Source organism: Janthinobacterium sp. GW823-FHT03B06 (assembly GCF_058796955.1).
In genome coordinates, this window is the sequence record NZ_JBXAJE010000006.1 from 77,404 (window position 1) to 96,421 (window position 19,018).

Here is a 19,018-nt window from a genome sequence, read left to right on the forward strand (position 1 = left end):
GCGGGCTGGCAGCGGCCCTATGGCCGCAGGAAGGCTAGCTCAACTGGAAGGTCAGGGGGACAAGCACGTACACGGGGACGGGTTTGCCGTTTTCGATCATCGGCTTGAACAGCGCGCGCTGCGCGGCCTGGCGGCCCGCTTCATCGAGGTTCGTGTAGCCGGTCGATTTCTGGATCAGGATTTGCTCGGGCAAGCCCTTTTCATTGATCAGGATGCGCAGCACCACGGTGCCGCTTTCGCCCAGGCGGCGCGACAGATTCGGATAGATCAGCTGCGGCGCCTTGATGTATTCGACGCTGCTGACGGTGCGCGGCGTCGCTGGTGCCGGTGGCGTCGGCGACGGTGCGGCTGGCGCCGTCGGCGCGGCGGTGGCGACGGGCGCCGCTTCGGCGCGCGTCGGCTGCGGCGGCGTGATCGTCGGTTCGCTCGGCGCCACGGCGATCAGCGGCAGCGGCGGGATCACGGCGCGCGGCACGGGCGCGCTCAGTTCCACGGTTTTCGGTACGGACGGCGCCGGCGGTTTCGGTGGCGCCGGCGGGGCGATGATGCTGATGGTGGTGATGGTCGGCATGGCCGCCGTGACGACGCGGCTCAGCAGGCCGCTCTGGATGGCGTAAAAGCCGGCGATATGCAGGACGACGATGGCCATCAGCGGCGCGAATTTGTTGCGCTTCTTGTCGAAGTCGGCAAATTGCTGCACGGCCTGCACCGTTACGGGCGGGGGCATCATCGTCATGGCGTTCATCGCTTTCTTTAGTTTGTCAGTACAGCTCGCATCAATACGGTTTCTTGCAGCGCCACGGTGGCGTTCAGGTGATCGTTCAGCACTTCCCGCGCGCAGGTGTGGCATTTGCCGCAGCAGGTGGCCACGCCCAGGTCGCGGCGCAGTTCGGCCATGCTGGACAGGCCAAGATCGACGGCTTGACGGATTTCACGATCAGATATGTTGTTGCAGACACATACAATCATTGATACACCTTCTGGCTGGTGGATGAACAGACACTAGTGCTTGAAAGCATTGTTGCTAGTGTTTTAATGAGAATCATTATCATTACGTTTCATTGTCGCGCAAAGTGCAGGACAATGCAAGCGATTTTGATCAAGTGTGCGGCAGTTGGCGGCCTGGCGCGGCAGCTTGATCTGCGCTTTGCGCGCATGGCGCAGCCCTTGGCAGGGGCGGCTCTCCGGGCTAAATAAAAACAATTCGCATTCATGTTTATAATGCTGGTATTGTCTCGGACGGTCGCCGTCTGGACACATTGAAAGGCCGCTTGTCGGTAATGCGCAACAGTTGCGTTTTACCTCACAACATCAGGGCATGCGCCAGGCGCAGCAGTCTGTCCCCGGTGTTCTTAATTTGAACGGAATTTGCTCATGACTCTAGTTCCACCCCTGATGACGCTCGACGCGCTGGCAGTCGGCCAGAGCGGCACGGTGTTGCATATCACGCCCAACGCGGCAGGACAGACGGAAGACGGCGTCGACCTCGTCCGCCGGTTGATGGAGCTGGGATTCGTTCCCGGCGAACGAATCCGCATGCTCAAGCGCGGTATTCCCGGCGGCGATCCGCTGGCCATCAAGGTCGGCAATGCCACGTTCGCACTGCGCCGCTTCGAAGCGGCGCTGATCACGATTCAACCGCTGCTTCAACCGGAATAAATATGGGTGCCGTAGAAACTATCGTGGAAGCGGGCGCGCACAAGCCGCCGCACCAGCCACAAATCGCCTTGCTGGGCAATCCGAACTGCGGCAAGACGGCCCTGTTCAACCGTTTGACGGGCGCGCGCCAGAAAGTGGCGAACTACGCCGGCGTGACCATCGAGCGCAAGGAAGGCCATTTCACGTCGCCAAGCGGCAAGCCCGTGCGCGTGCTCGATTTGCCGGGCGCCTACAGCCTGTCGGCCACCACGCCCGATGAAGCCATCACGCGCGACGTGGTGGGCGGGCTGCGCCGCGGCGACCCGCGTCCGGACGCCATCATCTGCGTCGTCGATGCCACCAATTTGCGCCTGAATTTGCGCCTGGTGCTGGAAGTCAAGCGCCTGGGCCTGCCCATGCTGCTGGCGCTGAACATGACGGACGTGGCGCGCAAGCGCGGCATGCTCATCGACACGGCCAGGCTGTCGCAGGAACTGGGCATGCCCGTGGTGGAAACCGTCGCGGTGCAGCACGATGGCGAAAAAGCCTTGTTGGATGCCATCGACGCCATGCTGCCGCTGCCGGTGGTGGAAGCGAAACCGCTGGCGGCCATCGACGCCGTCAGCGTCGAAGAAACGCAGCGCGAAGTGCGCCGCATCCTGGCCGCCGTCAGCAACGACACGCGCGACAGCGGCAACCTGACGGAAAAGATCGACGACGTGGTGCTGCATCCTGTCTTCGGCCCCATCATCCTGGCCGTGCTGATGTTCCTGATCTTCCAGGCCGTGTTTGCCTGGGCTGCCACGCCGATGGAAATGATCACGGACGGCGTGGGCCACCTGGGCGCCCTGCTGACGGCGAACATGCCCGACGGCCACCTGAAAAGCCTGCTGGTCGAAGGCATCATCGGCGGCGTCGGCAGCGTGCTGGTGTTCCTGCCGCAAATCCTGATCCTGTTCTTCTTTATCCTGAGCCTGGAAGACTGCGGCTACCTGCCGCGCGCGGCCTTCCTGCTGGACCGCCTGATGGGCGGCGTGGGCCTGTCGGGCCGCGCCTTCATCCCGCTGCTGTCGAGCTTTGCCTGCGCCATCCCCGGCGTGATGGCGGCGCGCACCATCCAGAATCCGCGCGACCGCCTCGTTACCATCATGATCGCGCCGCTGATGACGTGCTCGGCGCGCCTGCCCGTGTATGCGCTGATCATCGCCGCCTTCATTCCCCAGCGCCAGGTGTGGGGCTATCTGAGCCTGCAAGGCCTGGTGCTGTTCGTGCTGTACTTCGCCGGCATCATCTCGGCCATGGCCGTGGCCTGGGTCATGAAGCGCAGCATGGGCGTGCGCGGCAACCAGCCGCTGCTGCTGGAATTGCCGGCCTACCACTGGCCGCATCTGCGCAACCTGGCCGTCAGCCTGTGGGAGCGCGCGAAGATCTTCCTCACGCGCGTCGGTACCATCATCCTGAGCCTGATGATCATCCTGTGGTTCCTCAGCACCTTCCCCGGCGCGCCGGACAACGCGATCCACCCCCCCATTTATTACAGCCTGGCCGGCATCCTGGGCCGCGGCCTGGAAGTGATCTTCGCGCCCATCGGTTTTAATTGGCAGATATGCATCGCGCTGGTGCCGGGTATGGCGGCGCGCGAAGTGGCCGTCGGCGCCCTGGGCACCGTGTATGCGCTGTCGCAAACGGGCGACGCGCTGGCCTCTACCCTGGAACCGCTGATCGCCCATTCGTGGTCGATGGCCACTGCATTGTCATTGCTGGCCTGGTACGTGTTCGCGCCGCAGTGCCTGTCGACCCTCTCCGTGGTGAAACGCGAAACGGGCGGCTGGCGCTATCCGCTGCTGATGGCCGGCTATATGTTCGCCCTCGCGTATGCCGCCTCGTTCATCACGTACCGCGTCGCCCTGTTGCTGGGCGCTTAGGAGAAACCATGTGGCAAACCCTCATCGTCGCCCTGATCGTCGCAGCCGCGCTGCTGCATTTTTCGACCAAGTACCTGCCGGCGGGCGTGCGCCGCGCCATCGTGCGCGGCCTGGTGCGCTGCGGCCTCGATGAGGCGAAGATGTCGACCTTCTTCAAGGTGGCGCCGGGCTGCGGCAGCGGCTGCGGTTCCTGCGGCTCCTGCGACAGTCCGCCGCCACCGTCCGCCACGCCGCCGGCCGACGGCAGCAGCAAGCGCGTGATCCTGATGCAGGTGCAGCGCCAGGATTGATGCATCGGCTTGTTCCTCGGGCCCTTTGCCTGGCCACCCGTGCCGACTATTCCGACTATGTCGCGGCCCTGAACGTAAAAAAAACCGCTGCTGCGGGTTTTTTTACGCCGGTACTGCGCCTACGCCTTGCCGGCCAGCTTGTCGACGACGGGCACCAGCGCGGCCGGGCGGCAGCCGAAGGCGGCCAGGCGGCCTTGCGCGTCGGGCGCCAGGTCCAGGTCGTAGGGCAGGCGGCCTGCCACCAGCCACAGTTTATCGTGCGGCAGGGCTTCGACCAGGCGGCGCTGGCCGTCGACGAACATGGCGTTATACGTTTGCAGCACGATCTGCCGCGCGCCTTGCGCAAAGGCGATGGCTTCGTTGACCTCGTCGTCCAGCGCTTCGGCCGACAAGGCATATTCGCGCACGTCCAGGCCAGCTTCGAGCAGCGCCGGCAGCATCGAGCTGCGCGCTTCCTTGTTGCGGCCCAGCGCCACTTCGTCGATCTCGCTGCGCGAGCGCACTTCCACCGTCAGCAGGGTCACGGGCAGGCTGGCGTCGAGCGGGCGGTAGTCGCCCTGCACGCGCAGCGCCGCCTTTTGCAGCAGCTGCGACAGGGCCATGGCGGCCGGCTGCATCAGCGCCGGCGGGGCGACAGGACGTTCGCGCCAGTCGCGCACGGCGCGGTTGCGCTTGAGTTCCGCCACGCGCGCGCAAGCCGCCTCGATGCGGGAGATCGCAATGTCGCCGCGCTCCACGGCGGCGATGACGGCCTCGATGGCCGCCGTCTGCTGCGCTTCGCGGTGCGAGATGAGGACGATGTCGGCGCCCGCCTGCAAGGTGGCGATGGCGCCCTGGGGGATGCCGATGCCGTCGGCGATGGCCGCCATTTCCAGGCAATCGGTGATGACCACGCCCTTGTATTGCATTTCACCGCGCAGCAGGTCCGTCAGCACGCCCTTCGACAGGGTGGCGGGCACGCTGGTGTCGGCCTCGAAGGCGGGGAAGACCACGTGCGCCGTCATGATGGCGTCCACGCCGCCGGCAATGGCCGCGCGGAACGGCGCCAGTTCCACGGCGCGCAGGCGTTCCTTGTCGTGCGGGACCAGCGCCATGGCGTAATGCGTGTCGATGGCCGTGTCGCCGTGGCCGGGGAAGTGCTTGGCGGTGACGGCCACGCCGCTGGCGCGCTGGCCGCGCATGGCGGCCATGCCGTAGTCGATGACGGTGGCGGTATCCTCGCCATACGCGCGCACGCCGATGACGGGGTTGTTGCGGTTGTTGTTCACGTCCAGCACGGGCGCAAGCAGCATATTGATGCCCACCTGGCGCATTTCATCGCCGCTGATCTGGTTCATGCGTTCGCAGTCTTCGATGGAGCCGGCCGCCTGGAAGGCCATCGCCGCGGGAATCGGCGTGACGCCCTGCTCGATGCGCATCACCATGCCGCCTTCCTGATCGATGGAGATCAAGAGCGGGATGTCGGACACTTCCGCGTTGATCTCCTGCAGTTCGCGGCACAGGGCCGACACTTGCGCGGGCGTGTGCACGTTGCGGCGGAACAGGATCACGCCGCCTACCTTCTTTTCGCGTATCAAGGTCTTGATATGCTCGTCCGCCTGCAGGGCGTCGAAGCCCACCATGAACAACTGTCCTATTTTCTCGCGCAAACCCTGCTCCATGCTGCAACTCCTCCGGTATTGATTGTGACGACGGCATACGTATTCTGGCACCGTGGTGGCGCATCGTGGCGGTCACCGGAAAAGCTGCCTTGGTTTTGTACTTGTTTTGGTATTGTATTGGATTTGGGTTTTTGCGCAAGTGGTTATTAAGTGGTATTGCTCCACTTGCGCAAACACCGTATCAATCGAGGCGCTGGAACGAGGCCGATTGCGCCTTGGGCCAGTACAGGCCGAACACGGGCGGCAGCTGCGGCAGCTGGCTCGGGTCGAGTAACTGGCCCGCTTCCAGGAAGGGCAGCAGGGCCGACGCCAGTTTCACCTGGTTCGGCGAGATGCGCCGCACCAGGTGGTGCGGACGCAGTTCCTGCGGATGCGACAGGCCGGCGGCGGCGATCAGTTCGGCCAGCGCCTTCATGGTGTTCTGGTGGAAGTGCGCCACGCGGGCGATCTTGTCGGGCACCACCAGCGCGCGCTGGCGCTGCGGGTCTTGCGTGGCCACGCCCGTAGGGCAGCGGTCCGTGTGGCAGCTTTGCGACTGGATGCAGCCCAGCGCGAACATGAAGCCGCGCGCCGAATTGCACCAGTCGGCGCCCAGCGCCAGCAAGCGGGCGATGTCGAAGGCCGTGATGATCTTGCCCGAGCAGCCGATCTTGATCTTCGCGCGCAGGTTGGCGCCCACGAGGGTGTTATGCACGAGTACCAGCGCTTCCTGCAGCGGCGTGCCCACGTGGTCCGTGAATTCCAGGGGCGCCGCGCCCGTGCCCCCTTCGCTGCCGTCGACGACGATGAAGTCGGGCGTGATGCCCGTTTCCAGCATGGCTTTCACGATGGCGAAGAATTCCCACGGATGGCCGATGGCCAGCTTGAAGCCCGTCGGCTTGCCGCCCGAGAGCGTGCGCAGGCGGTCGATAAAGTGCAGCATTTCCAGTGGCGTGGAAAAGGCGCTGTGCGCCGCCGGCGAGACGCAATCCTCGCCCACCATCACGCCGCGCGTGGTGGCGATCTCGATGGTCACTTTCGGACCGGGCAGCACGCCGCCGTGGCCCGGCTTGGCGCCCTGCGACATTTTCAGCTCGATCATCTTGACCTGCTCCGAGCTGGCGTTGGCGATGAAGCGCTCTTCCGAAAACGTGCCGTCCTGGTTGCGGCAGCCGAAGTAGCCTGAGCCGATTTCCCACACCAGGTCGCCGCCGTTTTCGCGGTGGTAGGGGCTGATGCTGCCTTCGCCCGTGTCGTGCATGAAGCCGCCGCTGCGCGCGCCGCCGTTCAGGGCCAGGATGGCGTTGGCCGACAGGGCGCCAAAGCTCATCGCCGAAATATTGAAGACGCTGGCCGAATACGGCTTGGCGCACGGGCAGTCCGGATGGTTGCCGATCTCGATGCGGAAATCGTGGCCCGTGACCTTGGCGGGGGCGATGGAGTGGTTGATCCATTCGTAGCCTGCTTCATACACGTCGAGCTGGGTGCCGAACGGGCGCTTGTCCGTCTGCTCCTTGGCGCGCTGGTAGACGATGCTGCGCTGGCTGCGCGAAAACGGCGTCGCCTCGCTGTCGCTTTCCAGGAAATACTGGCGGATTTCGGGGCGGATGCTCTCAAAAAAGAAGCGGAAGTGCGCGAGGATGGGGTAGTTGCGGCGCAGGGCGCGCTTCGTTTGCAGCAGGTCGCTGATGCCGACCAGGGTCAGCGCACCGGCCAGCACGGGCAGCCAGTAATGGTCATAGTAAAACAGGGACAGGACAAAGATGGCTGCCGTCGCAATGAAGGTCAGGTAGCGAAATGGTACTAGGTGCATGGGCACTCCGGGAAAGTCAGACTGATATTGCTGAGTCTACCTTCGATTCACGGAACGTGCTGGTGGGAAAGAACGCGGCGCCCATAGGACGCCGCGCACGGTACTTAGCGTTGTGCGGCGCGGATGCGCTCGATGCGTTCGGCGCTAGCCGGATGGCTCGACAGGTAGGGCGTGCCATGGTCCAGCTTGCCCAGGGCGACAAATACCTGCGCCAGGTGTTCCAGGGGAATACCGTTCTGGCGCAGCATGGCAATCGCGTAGTCGTCCGCCTCGCGCTCGACATCGCGCGAATACTTCAAGTCCAGCAGCAGCGGCGGCAAGGTCGCCACCACGGTCGACACGTCGCCAAACAGCAGCGCCGCGCCGGCGCCCACGGCCGAGGTCTGGATCAGGCGGCGCGTCAGGTGGCGCTGCTGCAAATGGCCCAGTTCATGCGCCAGCACGCCCATGATGGCGTCGTCGTCCGGCATCAGTTCCACCATTTCATCGGTCAGCACGATGTCGCCCGACGGCAGGGCGAACGCGTTCGGACCGATCTTGCTCTTGCGGAAAACAATGCGGTGTTCGGGCGTGCTGTCGCCGGGCGTGGCCAGGCGCGCGAACCGGGCGCGCAAGGCTTGCTGGCGCTTGCCATCGAGCTTGCTTGCCTCAAACACGTGGCCGTCGAGGAAATCGAGCACGCCCTGGCCCAGCTGGCGCTCGACGGACTGGGGAATCGCATACGCGACGCCCTTCGCCACCACAGGCAGCAGGTACTGATAGCTGAGCCACAGGGCCAGTACGGTGGCGACCGTGGCCAGCAGGGCGCCGCGCCAGCTTTGCTGCAGCCGCACGACCCAGCCGTCGCGGTGGCCCGTCTCATGCAGCACGTCGTTGAAGGCCGCCTGGTCGGCGATCTCCAGGTAGGCGCCGTCGGGAAAGCTGACCTTGCGCACGGCGTGGCTGCTGCGTTCGGACACGTGCAGCTCGCCCAGCGGGCAGCTGCGCTCGATATCGCCGGCCAGCACGGCCATGCCATCGCGCACGCTGAGCGTGACGTGGTACAGGCGCGAGGTCTGGCCGTCGAAATAGCGCGCGGGCACGGGGACCGCGCCCGGCGCGTGGTGATCGAGCGTCATGCTACAGCGACAGGTCGAAGTCCAGCAGATCGACCATGCCTTCGCCCGTGGCAGAGACTTGCTCGCCGGTGGCGGCGACAAAGGCGTCCAGGCTGCCGTGCACCAGCATCGATGTCGCTTCCAGGCGGTACTTCAGCCAGCGCACCTGGGCGAATGGCGAAAACAGGCCCAGGGTGACGACGATACCGAGCAGGTTGGTCAGCATGACGAACGTGGTGCGGCCCCAGGTCAGCTGCGACTGGAACTGGTGCTGCTGCAGGCGCGTATGGTTCCAGATCAGGTTCTGGATCATGGTCAGGAACAGCGGCAGCACGATAAAGGCCCACGCATACAGGGCGGCCACGGCGCCGAAGATGCTGCCGGCCTTGGTGACATCGTTGGCATCGGTGGCAAAGGTGGCGAAGACGCTGGCGAAGACGACAAAGATCAGGACCAGGAAACCGGCTAGCAGCAGGGCGAAGAACAGCAGATAGGTCTTGTAGAAGCTGCCAACCGAGGCGTCAAAGCTGAAATTGCTGCTGCCGAAGCGGCTCTGCGTGTGCTGGAAGCGCTTCAGGCGCTGGTGCAGGAATGGCGTCATCAGGCCAGCCGTGAAGGTGTTCAGGATGGGCAGCCACAGGAAGTATTTGTAGGCTTCGCTGGCGCTGCCGTCGAAGCCGAAGCGGATGCCGCGGTAGCTGGTGTTGTAGAGCTTGAACTGCAGGCTTTTCCAGACCAGCCATGGCAGCACGGCCATCATCAGCACGAGCATGATCAGGCCGACGATGGGCGAGATCTGGAAGGCGATGTTGTAGCCGCCGATCAATACCACGGCCGCAATGCGGCCCTTCAGGATGGCGACGGCATTGCCGTGGTATTCGAAGCTGCTGCCAGCGAGGTGGGTGCTGGAATAGAAATAGCGGTTGCGGCGCACCTTGGCCCAGGCGGAATAAATGCCCAGGGTGACAATGCTCAGCAGCAGGTTGACGATCCAGATACGGAAGTATTCGCTGCCGGTGGCGCTGAAGGTAATGGCTTCACGCTTGGGCGTGGTGTTGTTGGTATCGAAATCCACGGGGGAGTTTCCTTACTTATTGGAAACAAAACAAGATAAGGGAAGATTGAAAAGTTATCAATTGAAAATAGTGTTTTTCGCAATTATTTTTGGTGTGCGGCCCCTGTCGCCGCGATTTTCCCGTCCCGGCTATACTGGGACTCAACCATTGCCAACGGAAATCGCCATGATCGTCGTCCACCATCTGAACAATTCGCGCTCGCAGCGCGTGCTCTGGCTGCTCGAGGAGCTGGGCCTCGACTACGAGGTCAAACGCTACCAGCGCGACCCGAAAACCATGCTGGCGCCCGCTTCGCTGAAGGCCGTGCATCCGCTGGGCAAGTCGCCCGTGCTCACGGACGGCGCCAATACCATCGCCGAATCGGGCGCCATCATCGATTACCTGGTCGAGCGCTACGGCAATGGCCGATTGATACCGGCGGCGGGCACGCCCGAGAAGCTGCGCTGGACCTACTGGCTGCATTTCGCGGAAGGTTCGGCCATGCCGCCGCTGCTGATGAAGCTGGTGTTCGACAAGGTCGAATCGTCGCCGATGCCGTTTTTCGTCAAACCGATCGCGCGCGGCATCGCCAGCAAGGTCAAGAGCAGCTTCATCACGCCCAATATCAACAGCCAGCTGGCCTACATGGAAGCGGAACTCGAGAAAAGCAAATGGTTTGCCGGCAATGAATTCACGGCGGCCGACATCCAGATGAGCTTTCCGCTGGAAGCGGCGGCCATGCGCGGCGGGCTCGACGAGCGCCTGCCGAAGCTGACGGCGTTCCTGCAGCGCATCCATGCGCGCCCGGCCTACCAGCGCGCCCTGGAACGGGGCGGGCCCTACGATTTCGCCAAATGAGGGCTATTCAAGCCCGATGTGCGGGGAACCATACGGTAAAATGATCGATTCAACCAGTATCCACTTACCGCATGGCCAGACTCCTCGCTATCGACGGCTTGAATATCGTACGCCGCGTCTACGAAGCCAGTCCTGAACCCGATTCCGACCTGAAGGCGGAGATCGCGCTGCGCCATGCGCTGTCGTCGTTTCGCACCCTCATCAACGACCATGAGCCGACGCACATCCTGCCGGCCTTCGACTTTGGCGGCCCGACCTGGCGCCACGCCCTGTATGCCGGCTATCGTGAAGGGCGCCAGCCCATGCCGCAAGTGCTGCGCGACGCCTTGCCCGGCTTTTACGCCACCCTGGCCAGCTTCGGCATGCACGTGGTCAGCATCCCCGAGGTCGAGGCCGACGACGTGATCGGCACGGCCGTCATGCGCTGGCTGCACGAGGGGCGCGGCGCGGCCGTCATCGCCACCACCGACAAGGATTTGCACGGTCTGATCGCCCACGGCGCGCTCGTGTGGGACCATTTCAAGGGCGTCTGGCACGACCACGCCTGGGTCGAGAAAAAGTTCGGCGTGCCGCCGGAACTGCTGCCCGACCTGCTGGCGCTGATGGGCGACGTCACCGACAGCATTCCCGGCGTGTCGAAGATCGGCCTGAAGACGGGCGCGAAACTGTTGCGCGCTTACGGCAATATCGACGCCGTGATGGCCGGCGCGGGCATTTTGCCCGGCGCGCTCGGTGAAAGCCTGCGAAAAGAGCGGGAAATACTGTATCTTTCAAGAAAGTTGGTCGAACTCAAGACCGACGTGACCTTAGGCGTGACCTGGAACAAGCTGGCGTGGGAAAAGTAGAGCGCCCAAAAAAAGCTCATGGCGTTGTTGCCTTGCCTCGTCGTACATTCGTACTGCCTTCGGCAACGCGCCTAGCCCTGAGCATTTTGATGGGCGCTCTCTGAGTGGAACTCGCAATACAAAATCAAGCAAGGGAAGTAATCATGATGTTAAAGACAGTCCTGATCGATAGCAGCGCCGTGGCGCGCGGCCTGCTGAACACGGTCCTGACCGATGGCGGCTACGATGTCTGCGGGCAGACGCATACGAGCGCGCTGGGCTTGGCGCTGCTGGTCAAGCACCACCCGCATTTCGTCTGCATCGCGCGCGAGCAGGTGGAAGATGGGACGAATATTGTGCAAACCATCCGCGCCCAGTATCCGAAGACGCTCATTTTCATGGTCTCGGGCGGCATCGACGCCGCCTCGCTGCAGGCGGCCCACGCGATGGGCGTGTCGGGCTTCATCGTGAAACCGTTCATGGCCGACACGGTCCTGAAAACCGTGCGCAATACCGTCATTGCGATGGTGCGCAAGCAGCAGGCCTTGGCCGCCGCTGCGCAAGGCAACAACTCCTAAACGCCGGCCAGGCCCGTCGCGCTGGCGATGATGCCGCCACCGAGGCACACATCGCCGTCGTACAGCACGGCCGATTGGCCCGGCGTGACGGCCCATTGCGCCTGGTCGAAGGCCAGGCCGAAGTGTTCATTCCCCTCCGGCAGCAGCTGGCAGGCCACGTCGGCCTGGCGGTAGCGCGTCTTGGCGGACAGGGCGCCTGCCTGCGGCGCCGTGCCGGCGACCCAGCTGGCCTGATCGGCCGTCAACGATGGCGACAGCAGCCACGGGTGGTCGTGGCCCTGCACCACCCACAGGGTGTTGTTGACGATATCCTTGCGCGCCACATACCAGGCGTCGCTGCTGCCGTCCGCGTTCTGGTACGACTTCACGCCGCCGATGCCGATGCCCTTGCGCTGGCCCAGGGTATAGAAACTCAGTCCCACGTGTTCGCCCACGGTCTTGCCGTCGGCCGTCTTCATCGGGCCCGGCTTGTACGACAGGTAGCGGTTCAAGAATTCGCGGAACGGGCGTTCGCCAATGAAGCAGATACCCGTGGAATCCTTCTTCTGCGCGTTCGGCAGGGCCAATTTTTCGGCGATCTGGCGCACTTGCGTCTTCGGGATTTCACCGAGCGGAAACAAGGTCTTGGACAGCTGCGCCTGGTTCAAACGGTGCAGGAAATAGCTTTGATCCTTGCTGGCGTCGACGGCCTTGAGCAGTTCATAACGGCCCGCATCGGTCGGCGCCTGGCGCACGCGCGCATAGTGGCCGGTGGCGATCAGGTCGGCGCCCAGGGTCATGGCGTGGTCAAGGAAGGCCTTGAACTTGATTTCGGCGTTGCACAGCACGTCCGGGTTCGGCGTGCGGCCGGCCTGGTATTCGCGCAAGAAATCGGCGAACACGCGGTCCTTGTATTCGGAAGCGAAATTGACGGCTTCGATATCGACGCCGATGACGTCGGCCACGCTGGCCGCGTCGATCCAGTCCTGGCGCGTGGAGCAGTATTCCGAATCGTCGTCATCTTCCCAGTTTTTCATGAACAGGCCGATGACTTCATAGCCTTGTTCCTTCAGCATCCATGCCGCGACCGAGGAATCGACCCCGCCCGACATGCCGATCACGACTTTCTTCTTGCTCATCTTGCTTTCCAGTGTACTTTAATAATATGGCAATGCGTATTGCTATGCGCTATTGAAAACGGACGCATGCGTGTGCAGCAGGGCCAGCGGCGCGCGCCGGCCAGCCAGGTATTCGTCCACGCACTGCAGCACCAGCGGACTGCGGTGGCGCTCCTGGCACGCCGCCAGTTCGTCGCGCGTCATCCACAGGGTGCGGATGATGCCTTCGTCCAGCGGGCGATCGTGTTCGGCGCCGGCCGTGCCGCAAAAGGTGAAGCGCAGATAGGTCACGTCCTCGCCCGTGCGCAGTGACTGGTAGCGCGACATGTACATGCCGACCAGTGCCGTGGGAATGAAATCGTAGGCCGCTTCTTCCAGCGTTTCGCGGATCACCGCCTGTTCCAGCGACTCGAACGGGTCGAGGTGGCCGGCTGGCTGGTTGAGCTTGATGCCTTCGCTGGTCTCTTCTTCAATCAGTAAAAACAGGCCATCGCGCTCGACGATGGCGGCCACGGTGACAGAGGGTTTCCAGATTCTCGGCATGATTCCATCCTTGAAAGAGCCGACATTTTATCTTGTTCTGCGCGCGCGGTTTGAAGCCGGCCTTTTGTTGCGCGGACATATTGATAAATGACAACGTTTTAGCAAATAGCGGTGGGAGGTACTTACGTCTTTCCCGGGGAGCGCACTAGCATGGGGGCTTAGTTGGCAAGATGGCAGGAAGCGCCCGCTAATATAGGCTTTCCCTGTGGTCAAAACAAGCGCGCACGCTTGCTCGACTGTGGTGAGATTGACACACCTTTCCCACAATATGGGCGCCGCGCCGCATGGTGAAACAAATCATGGATGCGGATGAAATTAGTGTCGTACGACTAAAAGTTGCTGCTTCACAAACGTTTAACGCGCTGCTTTCCGTGTTAGATTCTAGTCAGTTTATCAATTAGCGGAGGCATCATGAGGATAGGCATACCGGCCGAAACACGGCCTGGTGAAACCCGGGTGGCAGCCACGCCCGAGACAGTCAAGAAGCTGGCAGCCAAGCATCAAGTCGTCGTGCAGTCGGGGGCGGGCCTGCAAGCCTCGATTCCCGACGAGGCGTATGCTGCCGCCGGCGCGCAGATCGGTACCGCCCAGGAAGCCTATGGCTGCGCCATCGTGCTCAAGGTGCGCGCACCGGACGCCGGCGAACGGGCCCTGATGGCCAGCGGCACGGTGCTGATCGGCATGTTGAACCCGTTTGACGCCGACAATATCGCCGCCATGGCGACGGCCGGCCTGTCCGCCTTCGCCCTGGAAGCCGTGCCGCGCATCACGCGCGCGCAGTCGATGGACGTGCTGTCGTCGCAGGCGAACATCGCCGGCTACAAGGCCGTGCTGGTGGCGGCGAATACCTACCAGCGCTTCATGCCCATGCTGATGACGGCGGCCGGCACCGTCAAGGCGGCCCGCGTGCTGATCATGGGCGTGGGCGTGGCCGGCTTGCAGGCGATCGCCACGGCCAAGCGCCTCGGTGCCGTCATCGAGGCGTCCGACGTGCGCCCGCCCGTCAAGGAACAAGTTGAATCGCTGGGCGCCAAGTTCCTCGACGTGCCTTTCCTTACGGATGAAGAAAAAGAGATTGCCAAGGGTTCGGGCGGCTATGCGCGCGCCATGCCGGCCGACTGGATGCGCCGCCAGGCGGAACTCGTGCACGAACGGGCGAAACTGGCCGATATCATCATCACTACCGCGCTGATCCCCGGCCGCGCCGCGCCCGTGCTCATTTCCGAGGAGACGGTGAAGGCCATGAAACCGGGCTCCGTCATCGTCGACCTGGCCGTCGAGCAGGGCGGCAACTGTCCGCTGTCGGAACTGGGCAAGACGGTCGTCAAGCACGGCGTCTACATCGTGGGCGAGCCGAATCTGGCGACCTTGGTGGCGGCCGACGCCTCGGCCCTGTATGCGCGCAACGTGCTGGACTTCTTAAAGCTCATCATCGACAAGGACGATCAATTGCTGATCGACCGCGAGGATGAAATCATCAAGGCCAGCCTGGTTTGCGCGGGCAATGACATCCTCAGAAAATAACGCGGCGCCGGAGAGAACAACATCATGGAAATCAGTCACACCATCACCAACCTGATCATCTTCGTGCTGGCCATTTATGTCGGCTACCACGTCGTCTGGACCGTCACGCCGGCGCTGCATACGCCGCTGATGGCCGTCACCAATGCCATTTCCGCCATCATCATCGTCGGCGCCATGCTGGCGGCCGGCCTGACCGATGGTCCGCTGGCGCAAGTGGCCGGTACCCTGGCCGTGGCGCTGGCCGCCGTCAATGTGTTCGGCGGCTTCCTCGTCACGCAGCGCATGCTCGAGATGTTCCGTAAAAAAGAACCGAAGGCCAAGCAAGGAGCAAAAGAATGAGTCACGCCATGAGCTTCGTCACCATGAACCTGGTGACGATGATGTACCTGATCGCCTCGGTGTGCTTCATCCAGGCCCTGAAAGGCCTGTCGTCGCCATCGACGGCGCGCCGCGGCAATGCCTTCGGCATGAGCGGCATGGCCATTGCCGCCGTCACCACCGTGGCGCTGATCCTGAAACTGAAGGAACAGCAGACGGGCGGCATGGGCCTGACCCTCGTCATCATCGGCATCGTCACGGGCGGCGCCATCGGCGCCTACCTGGCGAAGACCGTGGAAATGACGAAGATGCCGGAACTGGTGGCGGCCATGCACTCGCTGATCGGCCTGGCGGCCGTCTGCATCGCCGTGGCGGCCGTGTCGGAACCGTGGGCCTTCAATATCGCGAAACACGGCGAGGCGCTGCCCATCGGTAACCGCTTCGAACTGTTCATCGGCACCTTTGTCGGCGCCATCACGTTCTCCGGTTCGGTGATCGCCTTCGGCAAGCTGTCGGGCAAATACAAGTTCCGCCTGTTCCAGGGCGCGCCCGTCAGTTTCAAGGGCCAGCACATGCTCAATCTGGTGCTGGCGCTGGTGATGGTGGGCCTGGGCCTGGCGTTCTGCTTCGCCGACGGGGTGGCGCCGGCCTGGACGCCGTTCGTCATCATGACCCTCATCGCCTTCGCGCTGGGCGTGCTGATCATCATCCCCATCGGCGGCGCCGACATGCCGGTGGTGGTGTCGATGCTCAACAGTTACTCGGGCTGGGCCGCGGCCGGTATCGGTTTTTCGCTGAATAACTCGATGCTGATCATCGCCGGCTCTTTGGTCGGTTCGTCCGGCGCGATCCTGTCGTACATCATGTGCAAGGCCATGAACCGCTCGTTCTTCAACGTCATCCTGGGCGGTTTCGGCGGCGATGCGCCGGCCGCAGGCGCAGCCGGCGCGCAGGAACAGCGCCCGGTCAAATCGGGTTCGGCCGACGACGCCGCCTTCATCATGAGCAATGCTGAAACCGTCATCATCGTGCCCGGCTACGGCCTGGCCGTGGCGCGCGCGCAGCACTCGCTGAAAGAACTGGTGGAAAAGCTCACGCACAAGGGCGTCACCGTCAAGTACGCGATCCACCCCGTGGCGGGGCGCATGCCGGGCCATATGAACGTGCTGCTGGCCGAGGCGGAAGTGCCGTACGACCAGGTCTTCGAGATGGAAGACATCAACGGCGAATTCGGCCAGACGGACGTGGTGCTGGTGCTGGGTGCGAACGACGTCGTCAACCCGGCGGCGAAGGACCCCAAATCGCCGATTGCCGGCATGCCGATCCTCGAAGCCTATAGGGCCAAGAGCATCATCGTCAACAAGCGCTCGATGGCGTCCGGCTATGCGGGCCTGGACAACGACCTGTTCTACCAGCCGAACACGATGATGGTGTTTGGCGACGCCAAGAAGGTGATCGAGGATATGCTCAAGGCAGTCGAATAAGCGGTATTTTTTGCCGTAGGTCGGATTAGCGGGGCAAAGCCCCGCGTAATCCGACGTATTGGGGCCAACAATGTTGTCGGATTACGGCCTTCGGCCTCGGCGGCCCCGCCTAATCCGACCTACGCTTGTCTTCAGGCTGCGACGACTTTATTGCGTCCCTGGTGCTTGGCCGCGTACAGGGCCTTGTCGGCATCCGACATGGCCGCGTCCAGGCTGGCGCCGGCCGTCAGGGAGGCCACGCCGATGCTGATGGTCACCTGCAGTTCGCCGCCATCGGGCAAAGGCGTGATGGCGGCGGCCACGGCGGCGCGGATGCGTTCGGCCACCTTGTGCGCCTGCCGCAGGCTGGCGTCGGGGAACAGCAGGCCGAACTCCTCGCCGCCGAGGCGCGCCGCCACGTCGGTGATGCGTCCCGTGTCGCGCAGCGCCTGCGCCACCGTGCGCAGCACGGCGTCGCCCACGGCATGGCCGTAGCGGTCGTTGATCTTCTTGAAATGGTCGAGGTCGGCCACGCCCACGGTCAGGGCGGCGCCGCTGCGTGCCGCGCGCGCCATCGCCTGCTCGGCTTGCGCTTCATAGGCGCGCCGGTTGGGCAGCGACGTCAGCGCATCGTGCAGCGCCTGCTGTTCCAGCTGCGCCAGCAGGCTGGCGTTCTTTGCCGCCAGTTCGCGCCGTTCGCGCACGTCGAGCAAGAAGGCGCCGAAATAGCGGATGCCGTCCACCACGCCCAGGTCCAGCGCCTTCATTTCGATGGGAATCATTTGCGCATCGCGGTGGCGGATGGCGAATTCGCGTATCTTGCCCAGCACGCTGGAGGTGCGCGAGCTGCGGATGTAATTGATCACGTGGTTGTCGTGCTGCGCGCCGACGGCGTCGGGCAGCAGGCCGTTCAGGGTCTGGCCCAGCAATTCCCCGCTGGCATAGCCCGACAGCGCCTGCATGGCGCCATTGATATAGCGGATGCGGCAATGTTCATCGATGATGATGACGGCGTCGAGGGCGTCTTCCAGCAGGCGGGAAAAGAGCACTTCGGGAAGAGCGGCAGGCGGTGCTGCGGGCAATGCATCTGTCATGGAACGGTCGCCAAAAACCAGGTGACAGCCATTGTCGCATCCGCAGGCCGTTTACTCCATGCCGGAGATGTTCCCTGTTTCTTTTTCGCCCGTGCCCTTTACTTATTGTTAAGGTTCAGCGGCGGCCGTACATCATCAGGGTGGCCAGGCTTTTGCGCGCGGGGCTGAAAACGTCCAGCAAGCCCAGCGACAGGCCCAGCAAGCCTTGCGTGGGGGCGCTGCCCGTGAAGATGCGCGCCATGGTGTCGGTGACGCGCACGGTCAGGCCCCGGTCGGCCTGGCGCAGGCTGGCGTAGCGTTCCAGCCCGGCCGGGCTGCTGTCCTGCGCCAGCACGCGGGCCAGCACGGCGGCGTCGCGCAGGCCCAGGTTCAAGCCCTGTCCCGCCACCGGATGCAGGGTTTGCGCCGCATTGCCGATGGCGACCGTGCGCGCCGTGCCGTTCGCCTGCGCGTTCAGGCCCAGCGGATAGGCCAGGCGCGCCGTCGTGTGGCTAAAGCGTCCCAGGCGGCTGCCGAAGGCGGCGCCCAGGCGCGCCAGGAAGGCAGCGTCGTCCAGGGCCAGCAATTGTTCGGCGCGCGTGGGCGGCACGCACCACACCAGCGCGTAGCCGTCGTCCTGCGGCAGCAGCGCCAGCGGACCTTCGTCGGTGAAGCGTTCATACGCGCGGTGGGCGATGGGGGCGCTTGTACGCACATGGGCGATGATGGCGCTTTGGCCATAATTGCGGCTGACGGCGCGTTCCGGCTGCTGGCCGAACAGGCCGCCCTCGGCCTGCACCAGCAGGCCGGCGCGCAAGGTCGATGCGGCGCCCGCCTGGTCGATCTGCACGGACACGCCATCGGCATCCTCCGCGCTGCCCGTGACCTGGGCGGGGCGCAGGCTGGCCACGCCCAAGCGCTCGCACACGTCGGCCAGCGCGCTGACGACGGCGCCGTAACGGGCCACGTAGCCGAGCGCCTCGACGCCATGCTCGCTGCGGTCCATCAGGCTGCGCCCGAACTGGCCGCGGCGCGACACGTGGATCTGGTGGATAGGCGTCGCCTCGACGGGCCAGGCGCCCGCTTCCTCGAGTATCTGGCGGCTGCCGTGCGACAGGGCGATGGTGCGCGGGTCGCGCCGGGCCTGCTCGATGGATTTGGCGTCGAGCAGGGCGATGCCGGCGGCGCGGCTGCCGCGCTGTACCAGCAGGGCGGCCAGCGCCATGCCGACGGGGCCGGCGCCGCAGATGGCGAGATCGAAAGTGGACGGTGTATGCATGCG

At 63.9% G+C, this 19,018-nt stretch carries 19 protein-coding genes; 9 read left to right on the forward strand and 10 right to left on the reverse strand.

Annotated elements, in window-relative coordinates:
- Positions 1–34: 34 nt before the first annotated feature.
- On the reverse strand, positions 35–736 hold the full coding sequence (locus AC1RBA_RS19675; protein ID WP_070220769.1) for an energy transducer TonB: 702 nt from the start codon (positions 734–736) through the stop codon (positions 35–37).
- 17 nt (positions 737–753) lie between these two features.
- The gene (locus tag AC1RBA_RS19680; protein ID WP_034745611.1) at positions 754–969 is read right to left on the reverse strand and encodes a (2Fe-2S)-binding protein; all 216 of its coding nucleotides are present in this window, start codon (positions 967–969) and stop codon (positions 754–756) included.
- Between the two features lie 405 nt (positions 970–1,374).
- Here AC1RBA_RS19680 and AC1RBA_RS19685 point away from each other — a divergent pair, with 405 nt between their 5' ends.
- The 3 genes from AC1RBA_RS19685 to AC1RBA_RS19695 are packed head-to-tail and all read left to right on the forward strand — an operon-like array spanning position 1,375 to position 3,853.
- Positions 1,375–1,659 (forward strand): FeoA family protein, encoded by a 285-nt coding sequence (locus AC1RBA_RS19685; protein WP_070220616.1) that lies wholly within the window; start codon positions 1,375–1,377, stop codon positions 1,657–1,659.
- Positions 1,660–1,661: 2 nt separating this feature from the next.
- Positions 1,662–3,563, forward strand: coding sequence for a ferrous iron transporter B (feoB, locus tag AC1RBA_RS19690; protein ID WP_492419631.1), 1,902 nt, complete (start codon positions 1,662–1,664; stop codon positions 3,561–3,563).
- Positions 3,564–3,571: 8 nt separating this feature from the next.
- A complete protein-coding gene (locus tag AC1RBA_RS19695) occupies positions 3,572–3,853 on the forward strand; it encodes a hypothetical protein (protein ID WP_070220612.1) in 282 nt (93 codons plus the stop codon).
- 119 nt (positions 3,854–3,972) lie between these two features.
- On the opposite strand, the gene nagZ is transcribed toward AC1RBA_RS19695, so the two are convergent.
- The 4 genes from nagZ to AC1RBA_RS19715 form a co-directional block, all read right to left on the reverse strand.
- The gene (nagZ, locus tag AC1RBA_RS19700; protein ID WP_492419632.1) at positions 3,973–5,514 is read right to left on the reverse strand and encodes a beta-N-acetylhexosaminidase; all 1,542 of its coding nucleotides are present in this window, start codon (positions 5,512–5,514) and stop codon (positions 3,973–3,975) included.
- A gap of 181 nt (positions 5,515–5,695) precedes the next feature.
- Positions 5,696–7,306 carry an FMN-binding glutamate synthase family protein gene (locus AC1RBA_RS19705; protein WP_492419633.1) on the reverse strand — a complete coding sequence of 537 codons (1,611 nt, stop codon included), beginning with the start codon at positions 7,304–7,306 and terminating at the stop codon, positions 5,696–5,698.
- Positions 7,307–7,410: 104 nt separating this feature from the next.
- Positions 7,411–8,424 carry a M48 family metallopeptidase gene (locus tag AC1RBA_RS19710; protein WP_492419634.1) on the reverse strand — a complete coding sequence of 338 codons (1,014 nt, stop codon included), beginning with the start codon at positions 8,422–8,424 and terminating at the stop codon, positions 7,411–7,413.
- 1 nt (position 8,425) lies between these two features.
- Entirely contained in the window at positions 8,426–9,478 is a 1,053-nt protein-coding gene (locus AC1RBA_RS19715) for a YjgN family protein (RefSeq protein ID WP_070311500.1), read from the reverse strand.
- Positions 9,479–9,644: 166 nt separating this feature from the next.
- Between AC1RBA_RS19715 and AC1RBA_RS19720 the strand changes: the two genes are divergently transcribed.
- The 3 genes from AC1RBA_RS19720 to AC1RBA_RS19730 all read left to right on the forward strand — a co-directional run bounded on the left by AC1RBA_RS19720 (position 9,645) and on the right by AC1RBA_RS19730 (position 11,718).
- Positions 9,645–10,316, forward strand: a complete 672-nt coding sequence (locus AC1RBA_RS19720) for a glutathione S-transferase (RefSeq protein WP_492419635.1) — start codon at positions 9,645–9,647, stop codon at positions 10,314–10,316.
- A gap of 71 nt (positions 10,317–10,387) precedes the next feature.
- Complete coding sequence (locus AC1RBA_RS19725; RefSeq protein WP_070220600.1) at positions 10,388–11,161, forward strand: 5'-3' exonuclease; 774 nt, start codon at positions 10,388–10,390, stop codon at positions 11,159–11,161.
- A gap of 146 nt (positions 11,162–11,307) precedes the next feature.
- A complete protein-coding gene (locus AC1RBA_RS19730) occupies positions 11,308–11,718 on the forward strand; it encodes a response regulator (RefSeq protein ID WP_070220767.1) in 411 nt (136 codons plus the stop codon).
- Here AC1RBA_RS19730 and mnmA read toward each other — a convergent pair.
- Positions 11,715–12,836, reverse strand: coding sequence for a tRNA 2-thiouridine(34) synthase MnmA (gene mnmA, locus AC1RBA_RS19735; RefSeq protein ID WP_492419636.1), 1,122 nt, complete (start codon positions 12,834–12,836; stop codon positions 11,715–11,717). The genes AC1RBA_RS19730 and mnmA overlap by 4 nt on opposite strands.
- A 42-nt stretch (positions 12,837–12,878) precedes the next feature.
- Positions 12,879–13,358: an NUDIX hydrolase gene (locus tag AC1RBA_RS19740; RefSeq protein ID WP_010401817.1), complete on the reverse strand. Its 480-nt coding sequence runs from the start codon at positions 13,356–13,358 to the stop codon at positions 12,879–12,881.
- 411 nt (positions 13,359–13,769) lie between these two features.
- Here AC1RBA_RS19740 and AC1RBA_RS19745 point away from each other — a divergent pair, with 411 nt between their 5' ends.
- Genes AC1RBA_RS19745 through AC1RBA_RS19755 form a run of 3 tightly spaced genes read left to right on the forward strand, consistent with a single transcriptional unit; the run spans position 13,770 to position 16,684 of the window.
- A complete protein-coding gene (locus tag AC1RBA_RS19745; protein ID WP_492419637.1) occupies positions 13,770–14,882 on the forward strand; it encodes a Re/Si-specific NAD(P)(+) transhydrogenase subunit alpha in 1,113 nt (370 codons plus the stop codon).
- A 24-nt stretch (positions 14,883–14,906) separates the two neighbouring features.
- Positions 14,907–15,221 (forward strand): NAD(P) transhydrogenase subunit alpha part 2, encoded by a 315-nt coding sequence (locus AC1RBA_RS19750; RefSeq protein ID WP_034745644.1) that lies wholly within the window; start codon positions 14,907–14,909, stop codon positions 15,219–15,221.
- 8 nt (positions 15,222–15,229) lie between these two features.
- Positions 15,230–16,684 carry an NAD(P)(+) transhydrogenase (Re/Si-specific) subunit beta gene (locus tag AC1RBA_RS19755; protein ID WP_492419753.1) on the forward strand — a complete coding sequence of 485 codons (1,455 nt, stop codon included), beginning with the start codon at positions 15,230–15,232 and terminating at the stop codon, positions 16,682–16,684.
- 131 nt (positions 16,685–16,815) lie between these two features.
- Here the strand turns inward: AC1RBA_RS19755 and AC1RBA_RS19760 are convergent, their stop codons facing one another.
- A complete protein-coding gene (locus tag AC1RBA_RS19760; RefSeq protein ID WP_071650188.1) occupies positions 16,816–17,757 on the reverse strand; it encodes a GGDEF domain-containing protein in 942 nt (313 codons plus the stop codon).
- 115 nt (positions 17,758–17,872) lie between these two features.
- The gene (locus tag AC1RBA_RS19765; protein WP_492419638.1) at positions 17,873–19,015 is read right to left on the reverse strand and encodes a UbiH/UbiF/VisC/COQ6 family ubiquinone biosynthesis hydroxylase; all 1,143 of its coding nucleotides are present in this window, start codon (positions 19,013–19,015) and stop codon (positions 17,873–17,875) included.
- Between the last annotated feature and the right edge of the window lie 3 nt (positions 19,016–19,018).

What these genes read in the sequence shown, in the direction of transcription:
- mnmA (WP_492419636.1), bottom strand. Translation starts at nt 12,836, where the DNA reads ATGAGCAAGAAGAAAGTCGTGATCGGCATGTCGGGCGGGGTCGATTCC.
- AC1RBA_RS19720 (WP_492419635.1), top strand. Translation starts at nt 9,645, where the DNA reads ATGATCGTCGTCCACCATCTGAACAATTCGCGCTCGCAGCGCGTGCTC.
- AC1RBA_RS19725 (WP_070220600.1), top strand. Translation starts at nt 10,388, where the DNA reads ATGGCCAGACTCCTCGCTATCGACGGCTTGAATATCGTACGCCGCGTC.
- AC1RBA_RS19675 (WP_070220769.1), bottom strand. Translation starts at nt 736, where the DNA reads ATGACGATGATGCCCCCGCCCGTAACGGTGCAGGCCGTGCAGCAATTT.
- AC1RBA_RS19680 (WP_034745611.1), bottom strand. Translation starts at nt 969, where the DNA reads ATGATTGTATGTGTCTGCAACAACATATCTGATCGTGAAATCCGTCAA.
- AC1RBA_RS19705 (WP_492419633.1), bottom strand. Translation starts at nt 7,306, where the DNA reads ATGCACCTAGTACCATTTCGCTACCTGACCTTCATTGCGACGGCAGCC.
- AC1RBA_RS19745 (WP_492419637.1), top strand. Translation starts at nt 13,770, where the DNA reads ATGAGGATAGGCATACCGGCCGAAACACGGCCTGGTGAAACCCGGGTG.
- AC1RBA_RS19765 (WP_492419638.1), bottom strand. Translation starts at nt 19,015, where the DNA reads ATGCATACACCGTCCACTTTCGATCTCGCCATCTGCGGCGCCGGCCCC.
- AC1RBA_RS19710 (WP_492419634.1), bottom strand. Translation starts at nt 8,424, where the DNA reads ATGACGCTCGATCACCACGCGCCGGGCGCGGTCCCCGTGCCCGCGCGC.
- nagZ (WP_492419632.1), bottom strand. Translation starts at nt 5,514, where the DNA reads ATGGAGCAGGGTTTGCGCGAGAAAATAGGACAGTTGTTCATGGTGGGC.
- AC1RBA_RS19685 (WP_070220616.1), top strand. Translation starts at nt 1,375, where the DNA reads ATGACTCTAGTTCCACCCCTGATGACGCTCGACGCGCTGGCAGTCGGC.
- AC1RBA_RS19740 (WP_010401817.1), bottom strand. Translation starts at nt 13,358, where the DNA reads ATGCCGAGAATCTGGAAACCCTCTGTCACCGTGGCCGCCATCGTCGAG.
- AC1RBA_RS19760 (WP_071650188.1), bottom strand. Translation starts at nt 17,757, where the DNA reads ATGACAGATGCATTGCCCGCAGCACCGCCTGCCGCTCTTCCCGAAGTG.
- feoB (WP_492419631.1), top strand. Translation starts at nt 1,662, where the DNA reads ATGGGTGCCGTAGAAACTATCGTGGAAGCGGGCGCGCACAAGCCGCCG.
- AC1RBA_RS19750 (WP_034745644.1), top strand. Translation starts at nt 14,907, where the DNA reads ATGGAAATCAGTCACACCATCACCAACCTGATCATCTTCGTGCTGGCC.
- AC1RBA_RS19755 (WP_492419753.1), top strand. Translation starts at nt 15,230, where the DNA reads ATGAGCTTCGTCACCATGAACCTGGTGACGATGATGTACCTGATCGCC.
- AC1RBA_RS19695 (WP_070220612.1), top strand. Translation starts at nt 3,572, where the DNA reads ATGTGGCAAACCCTCATCGTCGCCCTGATCGTCGCAGCCGCGCTGCTG.
- AC1RBA_RS19730 (WP_070220767.1), top strand. Translation starts at nt 11,308, where the DNA reads ATGTTAAAGACAGTCCTGATCGATAGCAGCGCCGTGGCGCGCGGCCTG.